20 protein-coding genes are annotated in these 18,140 nt (G+C 61.7%); 13 read left to right on the top strand and 7 right to left on the bottom strand.

Annotation, left to right across the window (positions count from 1 at the left end; translation table 11 throughout):
* Positions 1–83 precede the first annotated feature (83 nt).
* On the bottom strand, positions 84–734 hold the full coding sequence (locus tag ACODSJ_RS00980) for a hypothetical protein (protein WP_489099945.1): 651 nt from the start codon (positions 732–734) through the stop codon (positions 84–86).
* 375 nt (positions 735–1,109) lie between these two features.
* Here ACODSJ_RS00980 and coxB point away from each other — a divergent pair, with 375 nt between their 5' ends.
* The 4 genes from coxB to ACODSJ_RS00960 all read left to right on the top strand — a co-directional run bounded on the left by coxB (position 1,110) and on the right by ACODSJ_RS00960 (position 5,498).
* Positions 1,110–2,237, top strand: a complete 1,128-nt coding sequence (gene coxB / locus ACODSJ_RS00975) for a cytochrome c oxidase subunit II (RefSeq protein ID WP_489099944.1) — start codon at positions 1,110–1,112, stop codon at positions 2,235–2,237.
* An 82-nt stretch (positions 2,238–2,319) separates the two neighbouring features.
* Entirely contained in the window at positions 2,320–3,912 is a 1,593-nt protein-coding gene (gene ctaD, locus ACODSJ_RS00970; RefSeq protein WP_489099943.1) for a cytochrome c oxidase subunit I, read from the top strand.
* A gap of 122 nt (positions 3,913–4,034) precedes the next feature.
* On the top strand, positions 4,035–4,586 hold the full coding sequence (locus tag ACODSJ_RS00965) for a cytochrome c oxidase assembly protein (protein ID WP_489099942.1): 552 nt from the start codon (positions 4,035–4,037) through the stop codon (positions 4,584–4,586).
* Positions 4,587–4,610: 24 nt separating this feature from the next.
* Positions 4,611–5,498 (top strand): cytochrome c oxidase subunit 3, encoded by an 888-nt coding sequence (locus tag ACODSJ_RS00960; RefSeq protein ID WP_489099941.1) that lies wholly within the window; start codon positions 4,611–4,613, stop codon positions 5,496–5,498.
* 37 nt (positions 5,499–5,535) lie between these two features.
* On the opposite strand, the gene ACODSJ_RS00955 is transcribed toward ACODSJ_RS00960, so the two are convergent.
* Positions 5,536–5,739 carry a twin transmembrane helix small protein gene (locus ACODSJ_RS00955; RefSeq protein ID WP_489099940.1) on the bottom strand — a complete coding sequence of 68 codons (204 nt, stop codon included), beginning with the start codon at positions 5,737–5,739 and terminating at the stop codon, positions 5,536–5,538.
* Between the two features lie 71 nt (positions 5,740–5,810).
* Between ACODSJ_RS00955 and ACODSJ_RS00950 the strand changes: the two genes are divergently transcribed.
* The 8 genes from ACODSJ_RS00950 (at position 5,811) to ACODSJ_RS00915 (ending at position 11,735) form a co-directional block, all read left to right on the top strand.
* On the top strand, positions 5,811–6,548 hold the full coding sequence (locus ACODSJ_RS00950) for an SURF1 family protein (protein WP_489099939.1): 738 nt from the start codon (positions 5,811–5,813) through the stop codon (positions 6,546–6,548).
* Complete coding sequence (locus tag ACODSJ_RS00945) at positions 6,514–7,107, top strand: hypothetical protein (RefSeq protein ID WP_489099938.1); 594 nt, start codon at positions 6,514–6,516, stop codon at positions 7,105–7,107. The genes ACODSJ_RS00950 and ACODSJ_RS00945 overlap by 35 nt, the downstream gene beginning before the upstream one ends.
* Before the next feature lie 10 nt (positions 7,108–7,117).
* Positions 7,118–8,197 (top strand): COX15/CtaA family protein, encoded by a 1,080-nt coding sequence (locus ACODSJ_RS00940; protein WP_489099937.1) that lies wholly within the window; start codon positions 7,118–7,120, stop codon positions 8,195–8,197.
* Positions 8,185–9,084 carry a heme o synthase gene (cyoE, locus tag ACODSJ_RS00935; protein WP_489099936.1) on the top strand — a complete coding sequence of 300 codons (900 nt, stop codon included), beginning with the start codon at positions 8,185–8,187 and terminating at the stop codon, positions 9,082–9,084. The genes ACODSJ_RS00940 and cyoE overlap by 13 nt, the downstream gene beginning before the upstream one ends.
* A complete protein-coding gene (locus tag ACODSJ_RS00930) occupies positions 9,081–9,716 on the top strand; it encodes an SCO family protein (RefSeq protein WP_489099935.1) in 636 nt (211 codons plus the stop codon). The genes cyoE and ACODSJ_RS00930 overlap by 4 nt, the downstream gene beginning before the upstream one ends.
* Before the next feature lie 637 nt (positions 9,717–10,353).
* Positions 10,354–10,716 (top strand): DUF6124 family protein, encoded by a 363-nt coding sequence (locus ACODSJ_RS00925; protein ID WP_489099934.1) that lies wholly within the window; start codon positions 10,354–10,356, stop codon positions 10,714–10,716.
* Positions 10,717–11,190: 474 nt separating this feature from the next.
* Positions 11,191–11,397, top strand: a complete 207-nt coding sequence (yidD, locus tag ACODSJ_RS00920) for a membrane protein insertion efficiency factor YidD (protein WP_489099933.1) — start codon at positions 11,191–11,193, stop codon at positions 11,395–11,397.
* 119 nt (positions 11,398–11,516) lie between these two features.
* Positions 11,517–11,735, top strand: a complete 219-nt coding sequence (locus ACODSJ_RS00915) for a hypothetical protein (protein WP_489099932.1) — start codon at positions 11,517–11,519, stop codon at positions 11,733–11,735.
* 396 nt (positions 11,736–12,131) lie between these two features.
* On the opposite strand, the gene ACODSJ_RS00910 is transcribed toward ACODSJ_RS00915, so the two are convergent.
* The 5 genes from ACODSJ_RS00910 to def all read right to left on the bottom strand — a co-directional run bounded on the left by ACODSJ_RS00910 (position 12,132) and on the right by def (position 16,920).
* Entirely contained in the window at positions 12,132–12,443 is a 312-nt protein-coding gene (locus tag ACODSJ_RS00910) for a tetratricopeptide repeat protein (RefSeq protein WP_489099931.1), read from the bottom strand.
* A gap of 235 nt (positions 12,444–12,678) precedes the next feature.
* Positions 12,679–14,052: a Trk system potassium transporter TrkA gene (gene trkA, locus ACODSJ_RS00905; RefSeq protein WP_489099930.1), complete on the bottom strand. Its 1,374-nt coding sequence runs from the start codon at positions 14,050–14,052 to the stop codon at positions 12,679–12,681.
* Positions 14,053–14,076: 24 nt separating this feature from the next.
* Positions 14,077–15,387 (bottom strand): 16S rRNA (cytosine(967)-C(5))-methyltransferase RsmB, encoded by a 1,311-nt coding sequence (rsmB, locus tag ACODSJ_RS00900; protein WP_489099929.1) that lies wholly within the window; start codon positions 15,385–15,387, stop codon positions 14,077–14,079.
* Entirely contained in the window at positions 15,384–16,343 is a 960-nt protein-coding gene (gene fmt, locus ACODSJ_RS00895; protein WP_489099928.1) for a methionyl-tRNA formyltransferase, read from the bottom strand. Before fmt ends, rsmB begins: the two co-directional genes overlap by 4 nt.
* Positions 16,344–16,413: 70 nt before the next feature.
* Positions 16,414–16,920, bottom strand: coding sequence for a peptide deformylase (gene def, locus ACODSJ_RS00890; RefSeq protein WP_053126951.1), 507 nt, complete (start codon positions 16,918–16,920; stop codon positions 16,414–16,416).
* A gap of 154 nt (positions 16,921–17,074) precedes the next feature.
* On the opposite strand from def, the gene ACODSJ_RS00885 reads away from it, so the two are divergent.
* Positions 17,075–18,100, top strand: a complete 1,026-nt coding sequence (locus tag ACODSJ_RS00885; RefSeq protein ID WP_489099927.1) for a LysM peptidoglycan-binding domain-containing protein — start codon at positions 17,075–17,077, stop codon at positions 18,098–18,100.
* Positions 18,101–18,140: the final 40 nt, after the last annotated feature.

Genomic DNA, 18,140 nt, shown 5'->3' with positions numbered 1-18,140 from the left:
CAACAAATAGGTTGCCTGGTACATCGCCTTCGCGAGCAGGCTCGCTCCCACAGGGTTTTGTGGACATCCGATATTTCAGTGGCTCAAGCCGCAGGCGGCTCCAGCTCCAGGCCCACGCCCAGGCGGCGAGACATGCACGGCCAGCGCTTCCAGGCGGCGCCGGTGTCCGGACTGCTCAGTTTCTCGCGATACGTTTCCACCGATTCCAGGGCGAACGTTTCTTCGTTGAGCATTTCATCGAAGGCGTGGTGCACCACTTCATCGAGCTGATTGGCAAATTCCTCGCCGATCAACTGGTGGGCGATCAGGTTGGCGACCGTCATGTCCAAGGGGATCAGTGGCTGGCCGAAATGCTTGATGTACAGGTCATTGACCTCTTCGACGAACCGATGCGCCAGGTAGGCTTCGTCCAGCAGGCTGTCGAGGCCGACGTGGCCGGTCATGATCGCCGGCGGCTGGAGGAAATACTGTTCGGCGATTTTCAACACCGGCTTGATCTGCGACTCGATGCCCGCTTCCCTGGCAACGTCATTGGCCGCATCCAGCAAATCAGGCACTTCATAGATGTAGGCAGAAACAAAACGCGCCAGCACGGCGTTGGCGTTCGCTTCCGGCAGTTGGATCGCACGGTGCAGGCTGGGTAACTGGACTTGCAACTGACGGGTCAGCTGGCCGGTCTGGGCTTCATGTTGTTGGGCTTTTTGGATCTGCTCGCGCAATGCGGCGGTGTTCATGACAACTCCAGGAAACAAAGGCAATGAAATAGGGAAGACATAACTTAGCTGGCGAAAAGACACTCCTAAGACCTATTTTTCATAAACCATCCCTTCCTTGATACACAGCAGTTATATCCATTTGCCATCACACAGGTGAGCATCCTTCTCCATTCAAGGGCTCTGGCGCAAGCCCCGTCTGTATCAAACGATTTACGCCATCGCGTTGCGAGGTTGGAGTCGCTGTCTATACTCGGTCTTGAATGGAGTTAGCTGATGACACCCGATGCATAAGCAGCAAGGCACGGCGGTGGAGTTCGCAGTCTGATGGAGCCGCTCTCCCTTGCCGCAGGCGTTTCGCCTACGGGATAACAAGAACGATAAGGGGAACCCGCAATGACGCGACATCCACACGTATGGATGGGCCTCCTGTTGTGGTCGATTTTCAGTCCGGCACAAGCGGCCTGGACTGTGAATATGGCGCCTGGAGCGACACAAATCAGCAACGCAGTCTTCGACCTGCACATGACCATCTTCTGGATTTGCGTGGTCATCGGCCTTATCGTCTTCGGCGCCATGTTCTGGTCGATGATGATGCACCGCCGCTCCACCGGCCAGAACGCCGCGCACTTCCACGAAAACACCCGCGTCGAGATCCTCTGGACCATCGTGCCCTTCCTGATCCTGGTGGCCATGGCGATTCCAGCCACCGCCACGCTGATCAAGATGTACGACTCCAGCGAATCGGAGATCGATATCCAGATCACCGGGTACCAATGGAAGTGGCACTACAAGTACCTGGGCCAGGACGTCGAGTTCTTCAGCAACCTGGCCACACCCGCCGAACAGATCCATAACCAGAGCGCCAAGGGCGAGCATTACCTGCTGGAAGTCGACAAGCCGCTGGTGCTGCCGGTCGACGCCAAGGTGCGCTTTTTGGTGACCTCCGCCGACGTGATCCACTCCTGGTGGGTGCCGGCGTTCGCGGTCAAGCGCGATGCGATCCCGGGGTTCGTCAACGAAGCCTGGACCCGCGTCGACAAGCCCGGCCTGTATCGCGGCCAATGCGCCGAGCTGTGCGGCAAGGACCACGGCTTCATGCCGATCGTGGTGGAGGTCAAGAGCAAGCCCGACTACGAGAAATGGCTGGCCGAACGCAAAGCCGAAGCCGCGCAGCTCAAAGAACTGACCAGCAAGGAATGGACCCTCGACGAACTCAAGGAACGTGGCGACAAGATCTACCACACCACCTGCGTGGCCTGTCACCAGGCCGAAGGCCAGGGCCTGCCGCCGATGTTCCCGGCACTCAAGGGTTCGAAAATCGCCACCGGTCCCAAGGCCGATCACCTGAGCCTGGTCTTCCATGGCAAGCCCGGCACCGCCATGGCCGCGTTCGGCAAGCAACTGTCGGAAGTCGATATCGCCGCCGTCGTGACCTATGAACGCAACGCCTGGGGCAACAACAAGGGCGACATGGTCACGCCTAAAGAAGTGCTGGAACTCAAACAGGCAGAAAGCAAATGAGCCGGCCTGACCTGCGTTTCCGCAACCGGTCGGGGCTCAGCGCCCCGCGCCGTCCAGCCCATTCGTTCGAAGGAGACAGGACATGAGTGCTGTGATCGATGACCACGGCCATGCCGGTGCCGACCACGCCCACGGCCCGGCCAAGGGCCTGATGCGCTGGGTACTGACCACCAACCACAAGGATATCGGCACGCTGTACCTGTGGTTCGCCTTCTCGATGTTCCTGCTCGGCGGCTCGTTCGCCATGGTGATCCGCGCCGAGCTGTTCCAGCCAGGCCTGCAGATCGTGGAGCCGGCGTTCTTCAACCAGATGACCACCATGCATGGCCTGGTGATGGTCTTCGGCGCGGTGATGCCGGCGTTCGTCGGCCTCGCCAACTGGATGATCCCGCTGATGATCGGCGCGCCCGACATGGCCCTGCCGCGCATGAACAACTTCAGCTTCTGGCTGTTGCCGGCGGCGTTCCTGCTGCTGGTTTCGACGTTGTTCACGGCGGGCGGCGGGCCGAACTTCGGCTGGACCTTCTACGCCCCGCTGTCCACCACCTACGCGCCGGAAAGCGTGACCTTCTTCATCTTCGCCATCCACCTGATGGGCATCAGCTCAATCATGGGCGCGATCAACGTGATCGCCACCATCCTCAACCTGCGCGCCCCCGGCATGACCCTGATGAAAATGCCGCTGTTCGTCTGGACCTGGCTGATCACCGCGTTCCTGCTGATCGCGGTGATGCCGGTGCTGGCCGGCTGCGTGACGATGATGCTGATGGACATCCACTTCGGCACCAGCTTCTTCAGCGCCGCCGGCGGCGGTGACCCGGTGCTGTTCCAGCATGTGTTCTGGTTCTTCGGCCACCCCGAGGTGTACATCATGATCCTGCCGGCCTTCGGTGCCGTCAGCTCGATCATCCCGGCGTTCTCGCGCAAGCCGCTGTTCGGCTACACCTCGATGGTCTACGCCACGGCCGCCATCGCGTTCCTGTCGTTCATCGTCTGGGCGCACCACATGTTCGTGGTCGGCATTCCGCTGGTGGGCGAGCTGTTCTTCATGTACGCGACCCTGCTGATCGCCGTGCCCACCGGGGTGAAGGTGTTCAACTGGGCCAGCACCATGTGGCAAGGCTCGCTGACCTTCGAGACGCCGATGCTGTTTGCCGTGGCGTTCGTGATCCTGTTCTCCATCGGCGGCTTCTCCGGGCTGATGCTGGCCATCGCCCCGGCGGACTTCCAGTACCAGGACACCTACTTCGTGGTCGCGCACTTCCACTACGTGCTGGTGCCCGGCGCGATCTTCGGGATCTTCGCCTCGGCCTACTACTGGCTGCCGAAATGGACCGGCCACATGTACGACGAAACCCTCGGCAAGCTGCACTTCTGGCTGTCGTTCGTCGGGATGAACATGGCGTTCTTCCCCATGCACTTCGTCGGCCTGGCGGGCATGCCCCGGCGGATCCCGGACTACAACCTGCAATTCGCCGACTTCAACATGGTCTCGTCCATCGGCGCGTTCATGTTCGGCACCACGCAGCTGTTCTTCCTGTTCATCGTGATCAAGACCATCCGTGGCGGCCCGCCGGCACCGGCCAAGCCGTGGGACGGGGCCGAAGGGCTGGAGTGGAGCGTGCCGTCGCCGGCGCCGTATCACACCTTCACGACGCCTCCGGAAGTGAAATGAGATGACGCATGAGCCCTGTGTGGGAGCAAGCCTGCTCGCGATGGCCGCGACTCGGTGTGTCAGGCACACCGCTATCGCGAGCAGGCTCGCTCCCACAGGGTTCGGTGCAAGGAGCTGCATCCATGGCTGACTCGATCTCGCTGAAGAAACTGGTCACCCGCCTGCTGATCGTGGTGGTGGCCATGTTCGTCTTCGGCTTTGCCCTGGTGCCGATCTACGACGTGATGTGCAAGGCGTTCGGCATCAACGGCAAGACCGCCGGGCAGTACGAGGGCGAACAGGTCGCCGATGCGTCGCGGCAGGTGCGTGTGCAATTTTTGTCGACCAATGCGGTGGACATGCCGTGGGACTTCTTCCCCAAGGGCGAGCAGTTGGTGGTCCAGCCAGGGGCGGTGAACGAAATGGTGTTCGTCGCCCACAACCCCACCGACCGGCCGATGAGCGCCCAGGCGGTTCCGAGCATTTCGCCGAGCACCGCGGCGGCGTATTTCCACAAGACCGAGTGTTTTTGTTTTACCCAGCAAGTGCTGCAACCCGGCGAACGCATCGAAATGCCCATGCGCTTCATCGTCGACCGGGACATGCCCAAGGAAGTGAAGCACCTGACGCTGTCCTACACGCTGTTCGATATCACCGCTCGTCATCCACCGGTGGCTCTAAACACTGACCGATAGCGTGCCCGATAAGGAGAACAATAAATGGCAACTCACGAACACTATTACGTTCCGGCCCAGAGCAAGTGGCCGATCATCGCCACGGTCGGGATGTTCGTCACCCTGTATGGCCTGGCAACCTGGTTCAACGACCTGAAGGCCGCGCGACCGGAGTCCCATGGCCCGCTGATCTTCTTCGTCGGCGGTTTGCTGGTGGCCTACATGCTGTTCGGCTGGTTCGGCGCGGTAGTCAAGGAAAGCCGCGCCGGGTTGTACAGCCCGCAGCTCGACCGCTCGTTCCGCTGGGGCATGAGCTGGTTCATCTTTTCCGAAGTGATGTTCTTCATCGCCTTCTTCGGTGCGCTGTTTTACGTGCGCCACATCTCGGCGCCGGCCCTGGGGGGCGAAGGTACCAAGGGCCTGGCCCATATGCTCTGGCCGAACTTCCAGTTCGCCTGGCCGCTGCTCAACACCCCCGACCCGAAACTCTTCCCGCCACCCAAGGAAGTCATCAGCCCCTGGGGCCTGCCGCTGCTCAACACGGTGCTGCTGGTCAGTTCCAGCGTCACGGTCACCATCGCCCACCATGCCCTGAAAAAAGGCCATCGCGGCGCGCTGAAACTCTGGCTGGCAATCACCGTGCTGCTGGGTTGCGCGTTCCTGGGCTTCCAGGCCGAGGAATACATCCACGCCTACAAGGAACTGGGCCTGACCCTGGGTTCCGGGGTCTACGGCGCAACCTTCTTCATGCTCACCGGTTTCCACGGCGCCCACGTCACCATCGGCACGATCATTCTGTTCGTCATGTTGATGCGCATCATGCGCGGGCATTTCGACAACGAGCACCAGTTCGGCTTCGAGGCAGCGAGTTGGTATTGGCACTTCGTCGATGTGGTGTGGATCGGGTTGTTTATCTTCGTCTATGTGCTCTGAGGCAGGTGCTACCAAGGAGCTCTTTACACGGAGCCCTTTACCAAGGTGCGTGAGACACCAACTGGCCGCTGAAAAAACCCCAGGCGATCAAGCCGACGGTGACAGTGGCCAGGCTGACCCGAATCGCCAGGGCGATCATCAGGCGATTGGAATCGCTTTCGTCCTTGACCAGAAAAAACAGCCCGCTGAACAGGCTGACAACCGTGGCAATCAGCATCAGGACGATGGCTGCTTTTAGCATCAGGGAACACTCCGGGGGGACGCGATGCAGGTGAGTATAGCTATCCCGTTCAACGGCTTTCGGACGGCGCCATGAAAGGCTTCCGGCCGGGCCTCGTACCGTCGCTGGTGGTGGCCGTGCTGGTGCCGGTGATGGTGTGCCTGGGGTTCTGGCAATTGAGCCGGGGCGAGCAGAAGCGTGTGCTCATGGACAACTACGCCGAGCGCCGCGTAGCGCCGCCCCTGGACAGCAGCGAGCTTTCGCACACCGCCGACCCGGCCTTTCGACGGGTCACATTGCAGGGGCAGTTCGACGCCGAGCACAGCCTGCTGCTGGATAACCGCCAGCACGACGGCAAGGTCGGTGTCGAGTTGCTGCAACCCTTCCTCGACCATCGCACCGGCCTGTGGCTGCTGATCAATCGCGGCTGGCTGCCCTGGCCCGACCGGCGCACACCGCCGGTCTTCAACACACCGGAACAACCCGTGAGCCTTGAAGCCTGGGTCTACGTGGCGCCGGGCGCGACCTTCCAGCTCCACGCCGACCCGACTGGCGCACCGTGGCCACGACTGATCACCGCCGTCGCGCCGGACAAGCTCTGGGCCGAACTGGGTCGCGACGGCTTCGCCTACGAACTGCGCCAGCAAAGCGGCCCCGGCGCCTACCGGACCGATTGGCCGGTGGTGGCCATGGGGCCGGAAAAACACTTCGGTTATGCCGTGCAGTGGTTCGCCATGGCGGCGGCACTGTTCGGCCTTTTTCTTTATCTCGGATGGCACAACGCAGGGAGACACCATGGGAAACACCATGAATCCAACCAACACGTCTGAGGCACCCGTGATGCACAACCGTCGCAAAGGACGCCTGCAATTGCTGCTGATCGTCTTCGGGGTGATCGGCCCGATGATCCTGGCCACCGGCATGTACAAATTCCAGTTCTGGGTGCCGGACAGCCGCAGCTACCACGGCGAACTGATCGGCAACGGCCCGACCCGCGCCGACATCGGCGTGCAGACCGATGAACAGCGCTGGCAGATCCTCGTCACCGCGCCCCAGGACTGCTCGGTGGACTGCCGCCAACTGGTGTACCTGGCCCGCCAAGTGCAAATCGGCCTGGGCCGCGACGCCAGCCGCGCCAGCCATGCCCTGGCGGTCGCGCAGCCGCTGAACGCCGACTATGACGCGCAGCTGCAACGCGAATACCCGCAACTGCAACGCTACCCCCTCGACCTGCCGGCCTACCAAAAAGGCGCCCAGGGCACGGGCGGCGCCCAGCTGTGGATCATCGACCCCCACAGCAACCTGGTGCTGCGCTACGACGCCCGGGTCAAGGGCAAGGACCTGCTCAACGACCTGCGCCACTTGCTGAAACTGTCGAACATCGGATGAGGGCATCGACATGGCCAAACCTGGATTTCGCCTTGCACTGTTTGCCACGCTGCTGGCACTGATCGTCGTCCTGCTGGGCGCCTACACCCGGCTCACCCACGCCGGCCTGGGGTGCCCGGACTGGCCCGGTTGCTACGGCTTCATCAGCGTGCCCAAGAGCGAAGCCCAACTGGCCCATGCCGAACTGCACTTTCCCGACACCCCGGTGGAAGCCCACAAGGGCTGGAACGAAATGGTCCATCGTTACTTCGCCGGCACCCTGGGGCTGTTGATTACCCTGCTGGCCGCCCGGGCCTGGATGAACCGTCGTCACCCCGGCCTGCCGCTGAAACTGCCGCTGTTCCTGCTGGCCGTGGTGTTCGCCCAAGCCGCGTTCGGCATGTGGACCGTCACGCTGAAGCTGTGGCCGCAAGTGGTGACCGGGCACCTGCTCGGCGGCTTCGCGACCTTGAGCCTGCTGTTTCTGCTGACGTTGCGATTGTCCGGCGTACTGCCCGCGCTGAGCGTGCCCAAGCGCCTGCAACATTGGGCCACGGCCGGGCTGCTGCTGGTGATCGGCCAGATCGCACTGGGTGGCTGGGTCAGCTCCAATTACGCCGCCGTAGCCTGCATCGACTTCCCCACCTGCCATGGGCAATGGTTGCCCCCCGCCGACTTCGCCAACGGCTTTCACCTGACCCAACACATCGGCCCCAACTACCTCGGCGGCCAACTGGACAGCGAGGCTCGCACCGCCATCCACCTGACCCATCGCATCGGCGCGCTGCTGGTGACCGTGGTGCTGCTGGGGCTGGCATGGCAATTAAAAACCGTCGGCATGACCCGGCTGGCTGGCCTGGTGCTGGCCGCATTGGCGGCGCAGATCACCCTGGGCATCAGCAACGTGCTGTTTCACCTGCCGCTGCCAGTGGCTGTGGCCCACAACGCCGGGGGCGCGGCGCTGCTGCTGACCCTGGTGCTGGTCAATTACCACGCGCGCACCAGCCTGGTCCGCGTCAAGCAGCCGGGGCCACTGCGCTGGCGCTTCAATCCGCATAAATACGGCACTGCGCCCATCACCCTGAAAGGAGAGATGCCATGGCAACCTTGACCGGCGCCCGTCGCAGCCAGGCGATCTGGCGCGACTACCTGGAGCTGACCAAGCCCAAAGTGGTGGTGCTGATGCTGATCACCTCGCTGGTCGGCATGTTCCTCGCCACCCGTGCCGGCGTGCCGTGGACGGTGCTGGTGTTCGGCAACCTCGGCATTGCCCTGTGTGCCGGTGGCGCGGCGGCGGTCAACCATGTGGTGGACCGGCGCATCGACGCGGTAATGGCGCGCACCCACAAACGCCCCTTGGCCGAGGGCCGGGTGTCACCGGCGGCCGCGTTGACCTTCGCCCTGGCCCTGGCACTGGCCGGCCAAGCGCTGTTACTGGTGTTCACCAACGCGCTGACCGCCTGGCTGACCTTGGCCTCGCTGCTCGGCTACGCGGTGGTCTACACCGGCTTCCTGAAACGGGCGACGCCGCAGAACATCGTCATCGGTGGCCTGGCGGGTGCTGCGCCACCGCTGCTGGGCTGGGTCGCCGCCACCGGTCACGTCAGCGCCGAACCGCTGCTGCTGGTGCTCATCATCTTCGCCTGGACCCCGCCGCACTTCTGGGCCCTGGCGATTCACCGCAAGGAGGAATACGCCAAGGCCGACATCCCGATGCTGCCCGTGACCCACGGCGAGCACTACACCAAGGTGCATATCCTGCTGTACACCCTAGTGCTGTTGGCGGTGAGCCTGATGCCCTTCGTGATTCAGATGAGCGGCATGCTCTACCTGGTGTGCGCGCTCGCGCTTGGCGCGCGGTTCCTGCAATGGGCCGTGGTGTTGTACCGTGGCAGCCGGCCGCATGCGGCGATCAACACCTTCAAGTACTCTATTTATTACTTGTTCCTGCTGTTCATCGCCCTGCTTGTCGATCACTACCTACTGTTGAGCCTATGACCCGAACCCAGAAAACCGTCTTCATTCTCGTGGCCGTGATCGCGCTGATCCTCGGCCTTACCGTCAACAAAGTGCTGTCCGGCAAAAGCGAGGGCGACACCACCGCGTTAATCGACGCGGGCATCATCCTCTTGCCCCAGAGCCGTAACCTGCCGGACGTGAAAATGACCGACCAGGATGGCCAGCCCGTAGCGATGGATGGCTTGAAAGACAAGTGGAGCCTGTTGTTCTTCGGCTACACCTTCTGCCCGGACATCTGCCCGACCACCCTCGCCCAACTGCGCCAGATCAAAAGCGAACTGCCGCCCGAGGCTGTGGCCAAGTTGCAGATCGTACTGGTGAGCGTCGACCCGAACCGCGACAACCCCAAGCAGCTCAAGCAATACCTGGGCTACTTCGACCCGCAGTTCAAAGGCCTGACCCCTGCCTCGATCGAAGACCTGCAAAAACTCGCCAACGCCGTGAGCATCCCGTTCATCCCGGCAGACACCAGCAAGCCCAACTACACGGTCGACCACAGCGGCAACCTCGCCGTCATCGGCCCGGACGGCACCCAACGCGGGTTTATTCGTGCGCCGCTGAATAACCAGAAACTGGTGGCGCAGTTGCCGCAGATGCTGAAACGCAAATAGCCCACACCAACTTCTTCAGGATGTGAGCGAGCCTGCTCGTGATGAAATCAACGCAGTCCCCTGTGGCGAGGGAGCTTGCTCCCGCTCGGCTGCGCAGCAGCCGCAAAACCAGACGATGCGGTCTACCTGAAGAAATACAGGGGCCTGCTACGCAGGCCAGCGGGAGCAAGCTCCCTCGCCACAGGGGGTGGTGGCAAACTCACTATCTGCAACACCCCCGCCCCACTGTGGGAGCAAGCTTGCTCGCGATGAAAACAACACAGTTCCAACGCCGAACACCCCACCCACACCCCCAAAAATCCACTCTCCTACAGCCCCCACCTACACCCCACCATCAAGCTACGCATCCTTGCGCCTTTGCCTACAACTACGCCAGAATCCGCCCGCTTGTGCGCCTTGTCCTCGGGTTCTATTGTCTTCGTGCCACTGCCCATCAGTGGTCGGGTTTAGTAGCCCGGTTTACGCTCGGTTGCACAAGCTCATCAGTCAGGCGTTGCCTGTTCTTGATGGTGGCTGTGCGCATGGCGCCTTCGGGCGCGCCGGGTTTGGCGTAATTACCGGTCTACTAACTTGCGCACAGCCGCCGCCCTTCCGTTTAGTAGCGAGAGGGTTGCGGCCTACCAGAGGGAATACGCCAATGCATAAAATTACCCCGAATCCGCCAGAAGCAGATTCCAGTTCTACCTCCGCAAAAACCAAAGCCAAGCAGCAAGACGAAACCACCAAACGCGTGCTCGATCACTACTTGCTACCCAAACCGGAAAAATCCCAAGACGACCCAGAACCGGGCCAGGTATTCACCGTCATTAAAGACATCGACAACGAATCCTTGCTCGCCAACCTCAGCGAAACGTTGGCTTCGGCTGATGCGATGGTGAGCGATTTGGCCTTCGATCTGGAGGGGTCGCGGCGTCATGTTGCGCTGGGGATACAGCAGTTGATTGAGTTGAGTTCGTTGTTGGCGGGTCGGGTGTTGGATAACGTGGCGCCGGGGCGGTAGGATTTATTCCACAACGAAAAACCCGACGTCTTGCGTCGGGTTTTAGTTCTTCCGCTAGAGATAAACGGCAAACGAGCCGTAAGCAGATGACCAGTCTGTTCTGTATATAAATCCGCCCCTTTCGCACCTCTGTACATATGGTGCACAACTCGGCGCTTTCCATCCTTTACACAACAAGCTATAAAGCAATTGCGTTGTATTCAAAGGGATACAAGCAGTCGTAGGGTGATCACGGATGTACCTCTATAAAATGGTTCAAGTACCACCAAACATTGAAGTTCGTGCGAAGGAACATCGGGGGAACGAAGCTGCAGTGTATCTACAGAACGTAGTTAATACCCATGCAGAGGACGGATGGGAGTTCTATCGGATCGACACCATCGGCGTTTCTGTCAAACCTGGATGTTTCGATGCATTACTGGGAAAAAAGAACGTTCTGAGCCACTACTACGTGATTTCTTTGCGTAAGCCCCGATGATCAAGGTTCATGCTCTATCTGCAATTCGCTGGTACCAGCGAGTGGCTCCCTCACGATTGCGAGACGCCTGCCGATTTGAACCCTCTTGTTCGAACTATGCGATCCAAGCTATCGAAATGTATGGACTACTCAAAGGTGGCCGCAAAGCAGTGGGACGGATCTGCAGATGCCGATACCCAAACGGAGGAAAAGACTTTCCTTGAGGGGGGCTCAAGCAATAAAGCAGTAAGGGGATGGATTTATTTAGCCTTATGAAGCAGCTCGATATCATACTCGCCCCCTCGGAGGGGAATTTTTTTAAATCCAACAAGGAATACGCCCTGTGAAAGACTTCGTCATCAGCGTCAATAACATCGTCCTCTACCTTTCTTTGGCCGTGATCTGGCTTGTCGCTCTCACCGCTGTGTTCACCAGCGGGTTTATGCCAGCGCTGGGGATATTTGTGATTGGCACCCTGGTTTGGTGCATCGTTTCCGGTTTCTGGTTCGTCCAATCGGCCACCTACGAAGAACTGCGCAAGCTAAACGCCAAAAAAGGCTGAAGAGCCAGCGCGGAACCGGAAATACACAAAGAGAATAAGGGGACTGGAGAATAAGGGGACGGATATATTTGCAGACTCAATCTGCCCCTTCTTCCCTTTACCAACCTACTCAAACCGCCGCCTCATGAACAACCCCATCCCAATCACCACGGCAAAAACAGACAGCAACCCCAGATCAAACCCCAACAAGGTGTGTCAGGTTGATCCGGTCTGCCTTTTTGGGTCTGCTGCGCAGCCCAGCGGGGCGGTGCGACGTTTCGCTGAATCCCCTCGCCACAGGGTTTTGGGGGCTGGCTGGTATCGGGGCTGGACGGGAATTTTGTGAGCGCTTCGCACTCAAGCGGGAGCAAGCTCCCTCGCCACAGGAGATTGAGTCGCCGGGAGGAATGAGGGGTCTCAGCGCTGGCGATCCAGTTTCTTGATGAACACCGTCATTTCTTTTTCAGCCTGTTTGTCGCCGTGGGCGCGGGCGGCTTCAAGGCCTTGTTCCCAGGCTTGGCGTGCGGCCGGTAGGTCGCCCTGGCCTTGGTGGGCTTTGCCCAGCAGTTTCCAGGCTGCGGAGTACTTGGGGTCGAATTCGACGCAGCGTTGGAAGTGTTCGGCGGCACGGGCGAAGTCGCTGAGGTCGAGGTAGCCCTTGCCCAGGCCGAAGCGCAGCAGGGCGTTGTCCGTGCCCTTGGCGAGCATTTTTTCCAGGGAGTCGAGCATGAGGTGGGTCCTTGGCGTTGTGTCAGGGGTTGATCTGTTGAATGTTAGATGGCTATCGCGGGCAAGCCTTGCTCCCACAGAGGCTGTGTTTCCCACAGCGGCTATATCTCCCACAAGGGGGCGGTGTCGTTCACAAGCGCTCGGTGTTGTTCACAACATGAGTGAACGACACTGAACCTTTGTGGGAGCAAGGCTTGCCCGCGATGAGGCCCTGACCATCACCACAGGTCCTGGATCAGAAGAAGCTCAACCCCACATGGAACAGCTTCTCGACATCGCGGATGTGCTTCTTGTCCACCAGGAACAGGATCACATGGTCGCCGGTCTGGACGGTAGTGTCGTCATGGGCGATGAGCACTTCTTCGTCGCGGATGATCGCGCCGATGGTGGTGCCCGGCGGCAGGCCGATGTCGCGGATGGCTTTGCCGATCACTTTGCTGGATTTGGCGTCGCCGTGGGCGATCGCTTCGATGGCTTCGGCCGCGCCACGGCGCAGGGAGTGCACGCTGACGATGTCGCCGCGGCGCACGTGGGCGAGCAAGGTGCCGATGGTCGCCAGTTGCGGGCTGATGGCGATGTCGATGTCGCCGCCCTGGATCAGGTCGACGTAGGCCGGGTTGTTGATGATGGTCATGACCTTCTTCGCGCCCAGGCGCTTGGCCAGCAGCGAGGACATGATGTTGGCTTCGTCGTCGTTGGTCAGGGCCAGGAAGAGGTCGGCGTCGGCGATGTTCTCTTCCATCAGCAGGTCGCGGTCCGAGGCGCTGCCTTGCAGCACCACGGTGCTGTCGAGGGTGTCCGACAGGTAGCGGCAGCGCGCCGGGCTCATCTCGATGATCTTGACCTGGTAGCGGCTTTCGATGGCTTCGGCCAGGCGTTCGCCAATCTGCCCGCCGCCGGCGATGACGATGCGCTTGTAGCTCTCGTCAAGGCGACGCATTTCGCCCATCACCGCGCGAATGTTGGCCTTGGCGGCGATGAAGAACACTTCGTCGTCCGCCTCGATCACCGTGTCGCCCTGGGGCAGGATCGCGCGGTCGCGGCGGAAGATCGCTGCGACCCGGGTTTCCACATTCGGCATGTGTTCGCGCAGCTGGCGCAGTTGCTGGCCCACCAGCGGCCCGCCGTAGTAGGCCCTGACCGCCACCAGTTGCGCCTTGCCTTCGGCGAAGTCGATCACCTGCAAGGCGCCGGGGTGTTCGATCAGGCGCTTGATGTAGTTGGTCACCACTTGTTCGGGACTGATCAGCACATCCACCGGGATCGCATCGTTGTCGAACAACCCGGCGCGGGTCAGGTAGGCCGCTTCGCGCACCCGGGCGATCTTGGTCGGGGTGTGGAACAGCGTGTGGGCCACCTGGCAGGCCACCATGTTGGTTTCATCGCTGTTGGTCACGGCCACCAGCATGTCGGCATCGTCGGCGCCGGCCTGGCGCAGCACCGTAGGAAAAGACCCGCGACCTTGTACGGTGCGGATGTCGAGGCGGTCGCCCAAATCCCGCAGGCGTTCACTGTCGGTATCGACCACGGTAATGTCATTGGCTTCACTCGCCAGATGCTCCGCCAGCGTACCGCCCACCTGCCCTGCGCCGAGGATGATGATCTTCATCCGCTCACTCCTTTGGAATCGGTCTTAACCGCGTGCGGCGGCGATCTTGATCAACTTGGCGTAGTAGAACCCGTCGTGACCGCCCTCCTGGGCCAGCAACTGGCGACCATGGGGCTGTTTCACGCCGGCCTGGCTGGCGATGTCCAGTTCCCGGGCGCCGGGGGTGCGGGCGAGGAAGGCCTCGATCACTTCGGTGTTTTCGGTCGGCAACGTCGAACAGGTGGCATAGAGCAGGATGCCACCCACTTCCAGGGTCTGCCACATCGCGTCGAGCAGTTCGCCCTGCAATTGCGCCAGGGCGGCGATGTCGTCGGGCTGGCGGGTGAGCTTGATGTCCGGATGACGGCGGATCACACCAGTGGCCGAGCACGGTGCATCGAGGAGGATGCGCTGGAACGGCTTGCCGTCCCACCAGGTCGCGGTGTCACGGCCGTCGGCGGCGATCAGTTCGGCGTCCAGGCCCAGGCGCGCAAGGTTTTCCTTCACTCGCACCAGGCGCTTGGCTTCCAGGTCCACCGCCACCACGCCGGCCAGCTTCGGCTCGGCTTCAAGGATGTGGCAAGTCTTGCCACCCGGTGCGCAGCAGGCGTCGAGCACCCGTTGGCCGGGCGCCAGCTCCAGCAGGTCGGCAGCCAGTTGCGCGGCTTCGTCCTGGACGCTGATCCAGCCCTCGGCAAAGCCCGGCAACGCGCGGACATCGCCTGGCGTTTCCAGCAGGATGCCGTCGCGGCTGAACTGACACGGCGAGGCCGGAATACCGGCTTCGCCCAACAGGGCCAGGTAGGCATCGCGGCTATGGTGGCGACGGTTGACCCGCAGGATCATCGGCGGATGGGCATTGTTGGCCGCGCAGATGGCTTCCCATTGCTCGGGCCAGAAGGCTTTCAGGGACTTTTGCAACCAGCGCGGGTGCGCCGTGCGCACCACCGGATCACGCTCCAGCTCGGCCAGCAGGCTTTCGCTTTCGCGCTGGGCGCGGCGCAATACGGCGTTGATCAGGGCCTTGGCCCAGGGCTTTTTCAGCTTGTCGGCGCAGCCCACGGTCTCGCCGATGGCGGCATGGGCGGGCACGCGGGTGTAGAGCAGTTGGTACAGGCCCACCAGCAGCAGCGCTTCGACGTCGGCATCGGCGGCCTTGAACGGTTTCTGCAACAGCTTGGCGGCCAAGGCCGACAGGCGCGGTTGCCAGCGGGCGGTGCCGAACGCCAGGTCCTGGGTGAAACCGCGATCACGGTCTTCCACCTTGTCCATCTGGGTCGGCAGGGCGCTGTTGAGGGAGGCTTTACCGCTCAGTACGGCGGCGAGTGCCTTGGCGGCGGCCAGGCGCGGGTTCATGAGGCGTCCGCCGCTTGGCCGAGCACGGTGCCGATGGCGAATTTTTCACGACGGCTGTTGAACAGGTCGCTGAAGCCCAGCGCCTTGCCACCGGGCAGTTGCAGACGAGTCAGGCACAGCGCTTGCTCACCGCAGGCCACGACGAGGCCGTCCTTGCTGGCACTGAGGATTTCACCCGGGGTGCCCTTGCCTTCGGCAAGGCTTGCCGCCAGCACTTTCAGGGCTTCGCCGTTCAAGGTGCTGTGACAGATCGGCCACGGGTTGAAGGCACGCACCAGGCGCTCCAGCTCGACGGCCGGGCGGCTCCAGTCGATACGGGCCTCGTCCTTGTTCAATTTGTGAGCGTAAGTTGCCAGGCTGTCATCCTGGACCTCGCCTGCCAGCGTACCGACAGCGAGGCCGGCAATGGCCTGGACCACGGCGGGCGGGCCGATCAGCGCAAGGCGGTCGTGCAGGCTGCCGCCGGTGTCTTCAGCGCTGATGGGAGTGCTGACCTTGAGCAGCATCGGCCCGGTGTCCAGGCCCGCTTCCATGCGCATCACGGTGACGCCGCTCTCGGCGTCGCCCGCTTCCACGGCGCGCTGGATCGGCGCCGCACCGCGCCAGCGTGGCAGCAGCGAGGCGTGGCTGTTGATGCAACCCAGGCGCGGAATGTCCAACACCACTTGGGGCAGGATCAGGCCGTAGGCCACCACCACCATCAAATCCGGCTTCAGCGCCGCCAATTCGGCCTGGGCTTGCGCGTCACGCAGGGTCGGCGGCTGCAACACCTGGATGCCGTTTTCCAGAGCCAGCTGCTTGACCGGGCTGGGCATCAGTTTTTGCCCACGGCCGGCCGGACGGTCCGGCTGGGTGTAGACCGCGACAATTTCGTGAGGGCTGGCCAGCAGGGCCTTGAGGTGTTCGGCGGCAAATTCAGGGGTGCCGGCAAAGACGATGCGCAGGGGCTCAGTCATGGGAGGCTCTCGTTACAAAGCAGTCGCAAAAAGAAAAAGGCTTGCCGTGGCAAGCCTTTGAAGAGGGGCATCAAGCATTCTGGCGATGAATCTTTTCCAGTTTTTTCTTGATCCGGTCACGCTTGAGGTTCGACAGGTAATCGACGAACAATTTGCCGTTGAGGTGGTCGCATTCATGCTGGATGCACACCGCGAGCAGACCTTCGGCGATCAGTTCATAGGGCTGGCCATCACGGTCCAACGCCTTGATCTTGACCTTCTGCGGACGGTCGACGTTCTCGTAGAAGCCCGGTACCGAGAGGCAGCCTTCCTGGTATTGCTCCATCTCGTCGGTCAGGGTTTCGAACTCGGGGTTGATGAACACTCGCGGTTCGCTGCGGTCTTCGGAGAGGTCCATCACGACGATGCGCTTGTGCACGTTGACCTGGGTCGCGGCGAGGCCGATGCCCGGTGCCTCATACATTGTTTCAAACATGTCATCGACCAACTGACGCACTTCGTCGTCCACTACGGCCACCGGTTTGGCGATAGTGCGCAGGCGCGGGTCCGGAAATTCGAGAATGTTCAAAATGGCCATAAGCTTGATCAATGCACGTGTGGGCTAAAGTCGGTGGCTGGCCTGGCGTGTCTTGGGATGCAGGCTACCGTTGTAAAACGTCGCTCTTGAAACAGAGCGGGCCATGAGGGCTCTGGCGTTTTACGCGAACGCACATGATAAAGGGATTCACCGCATGAGGAAATCACTACTCGCCCTGCTGCTCCTGGCCTCGGCCGGTATCGCGCACGGGCAAGTGCAACTTCGGGAAGGTTTTCCCCAGCAGTACACGGTGGTGACGGGGGACACGCTGTGGGATATCGCCGGCAAATACCTGCGCGAGCCGTGGAAATGGCCCGAACTCTGGCACGCCAACCCTCAGATCCAGAACCCTGACCTGATTTATCCCGGCGACACCCTGTCGCTGGTCTACATCGATGGCCAGCCGCGCCTGACCCTCAACCGCGGCGCTTCGCGCGGCACCATCAAGCTGTCGCCACGCATCCGCAGCTCACCCGTGGCCGATGCCATCCCGAGCATTCCGCTGCAAGCGATCAACAGCTTCCTGCTCAGCAACCGCATCGTCGACCGGGCCGAGGACTTCAACAAGGCGCCCTACGTCGTCGCCGGCGATGCCGAGCGGGTGCTCAGCGGCACGGGCGACCGGATCTTTGCCCGCGGCACATTCGACGCGAACCAGTCGGCCTATGGCATTTTCCGCCAGGGCAAGGTCTACACCGACCCCAAGACCCAGGAATTTCTGGGCATCAACGCCGACGACATCGGCGGCGCAGAGGTGATTGCCAGCGAGGCCGACGTCACCACCCTCGCCCTGCAACGCACCACCCAGGAGGTGCGCCTCGGCGACCGGCTGTTCAGCGGCGAAGAGCGCTCGATCAAGTCGACCTTCATGCCCAGCGCGCCGACCTCGGCGATCGACGGGTTGATCCTAGACGTGCCCCGGGGCGTGACCCAGATCGGCGCGCTGGACGTGGTCACCCTGAACAAGGGCCAGCGTGACGGCCTGGTCGAAGGCAACGTGCTGGCGGTGATGAAGACCGGCGAAACCGTGCGCGACCGCATCACCGGCCAACCGGTGAAGATTCCCGACGAACGGGCCGGCCTGCTGATGGTGTTCCGCACCTACGACAAACTCAGCTACGGCTTGGTGCTGTACGCCTCGCGCTCGCTGGCGGTGCTCGACAAGGTACGCAATCCCTGACTGACTTTTCAGGCCACGCACTTCACAAGTTACCAACAGA

Source organism: Pseudomonas sp. FG6, from assembly GCF_057809015.1.
Note: the sequence above shows the minus strand (reverse complement) of the source record. Positions and strands in the feature narration are given on the sequence as shown.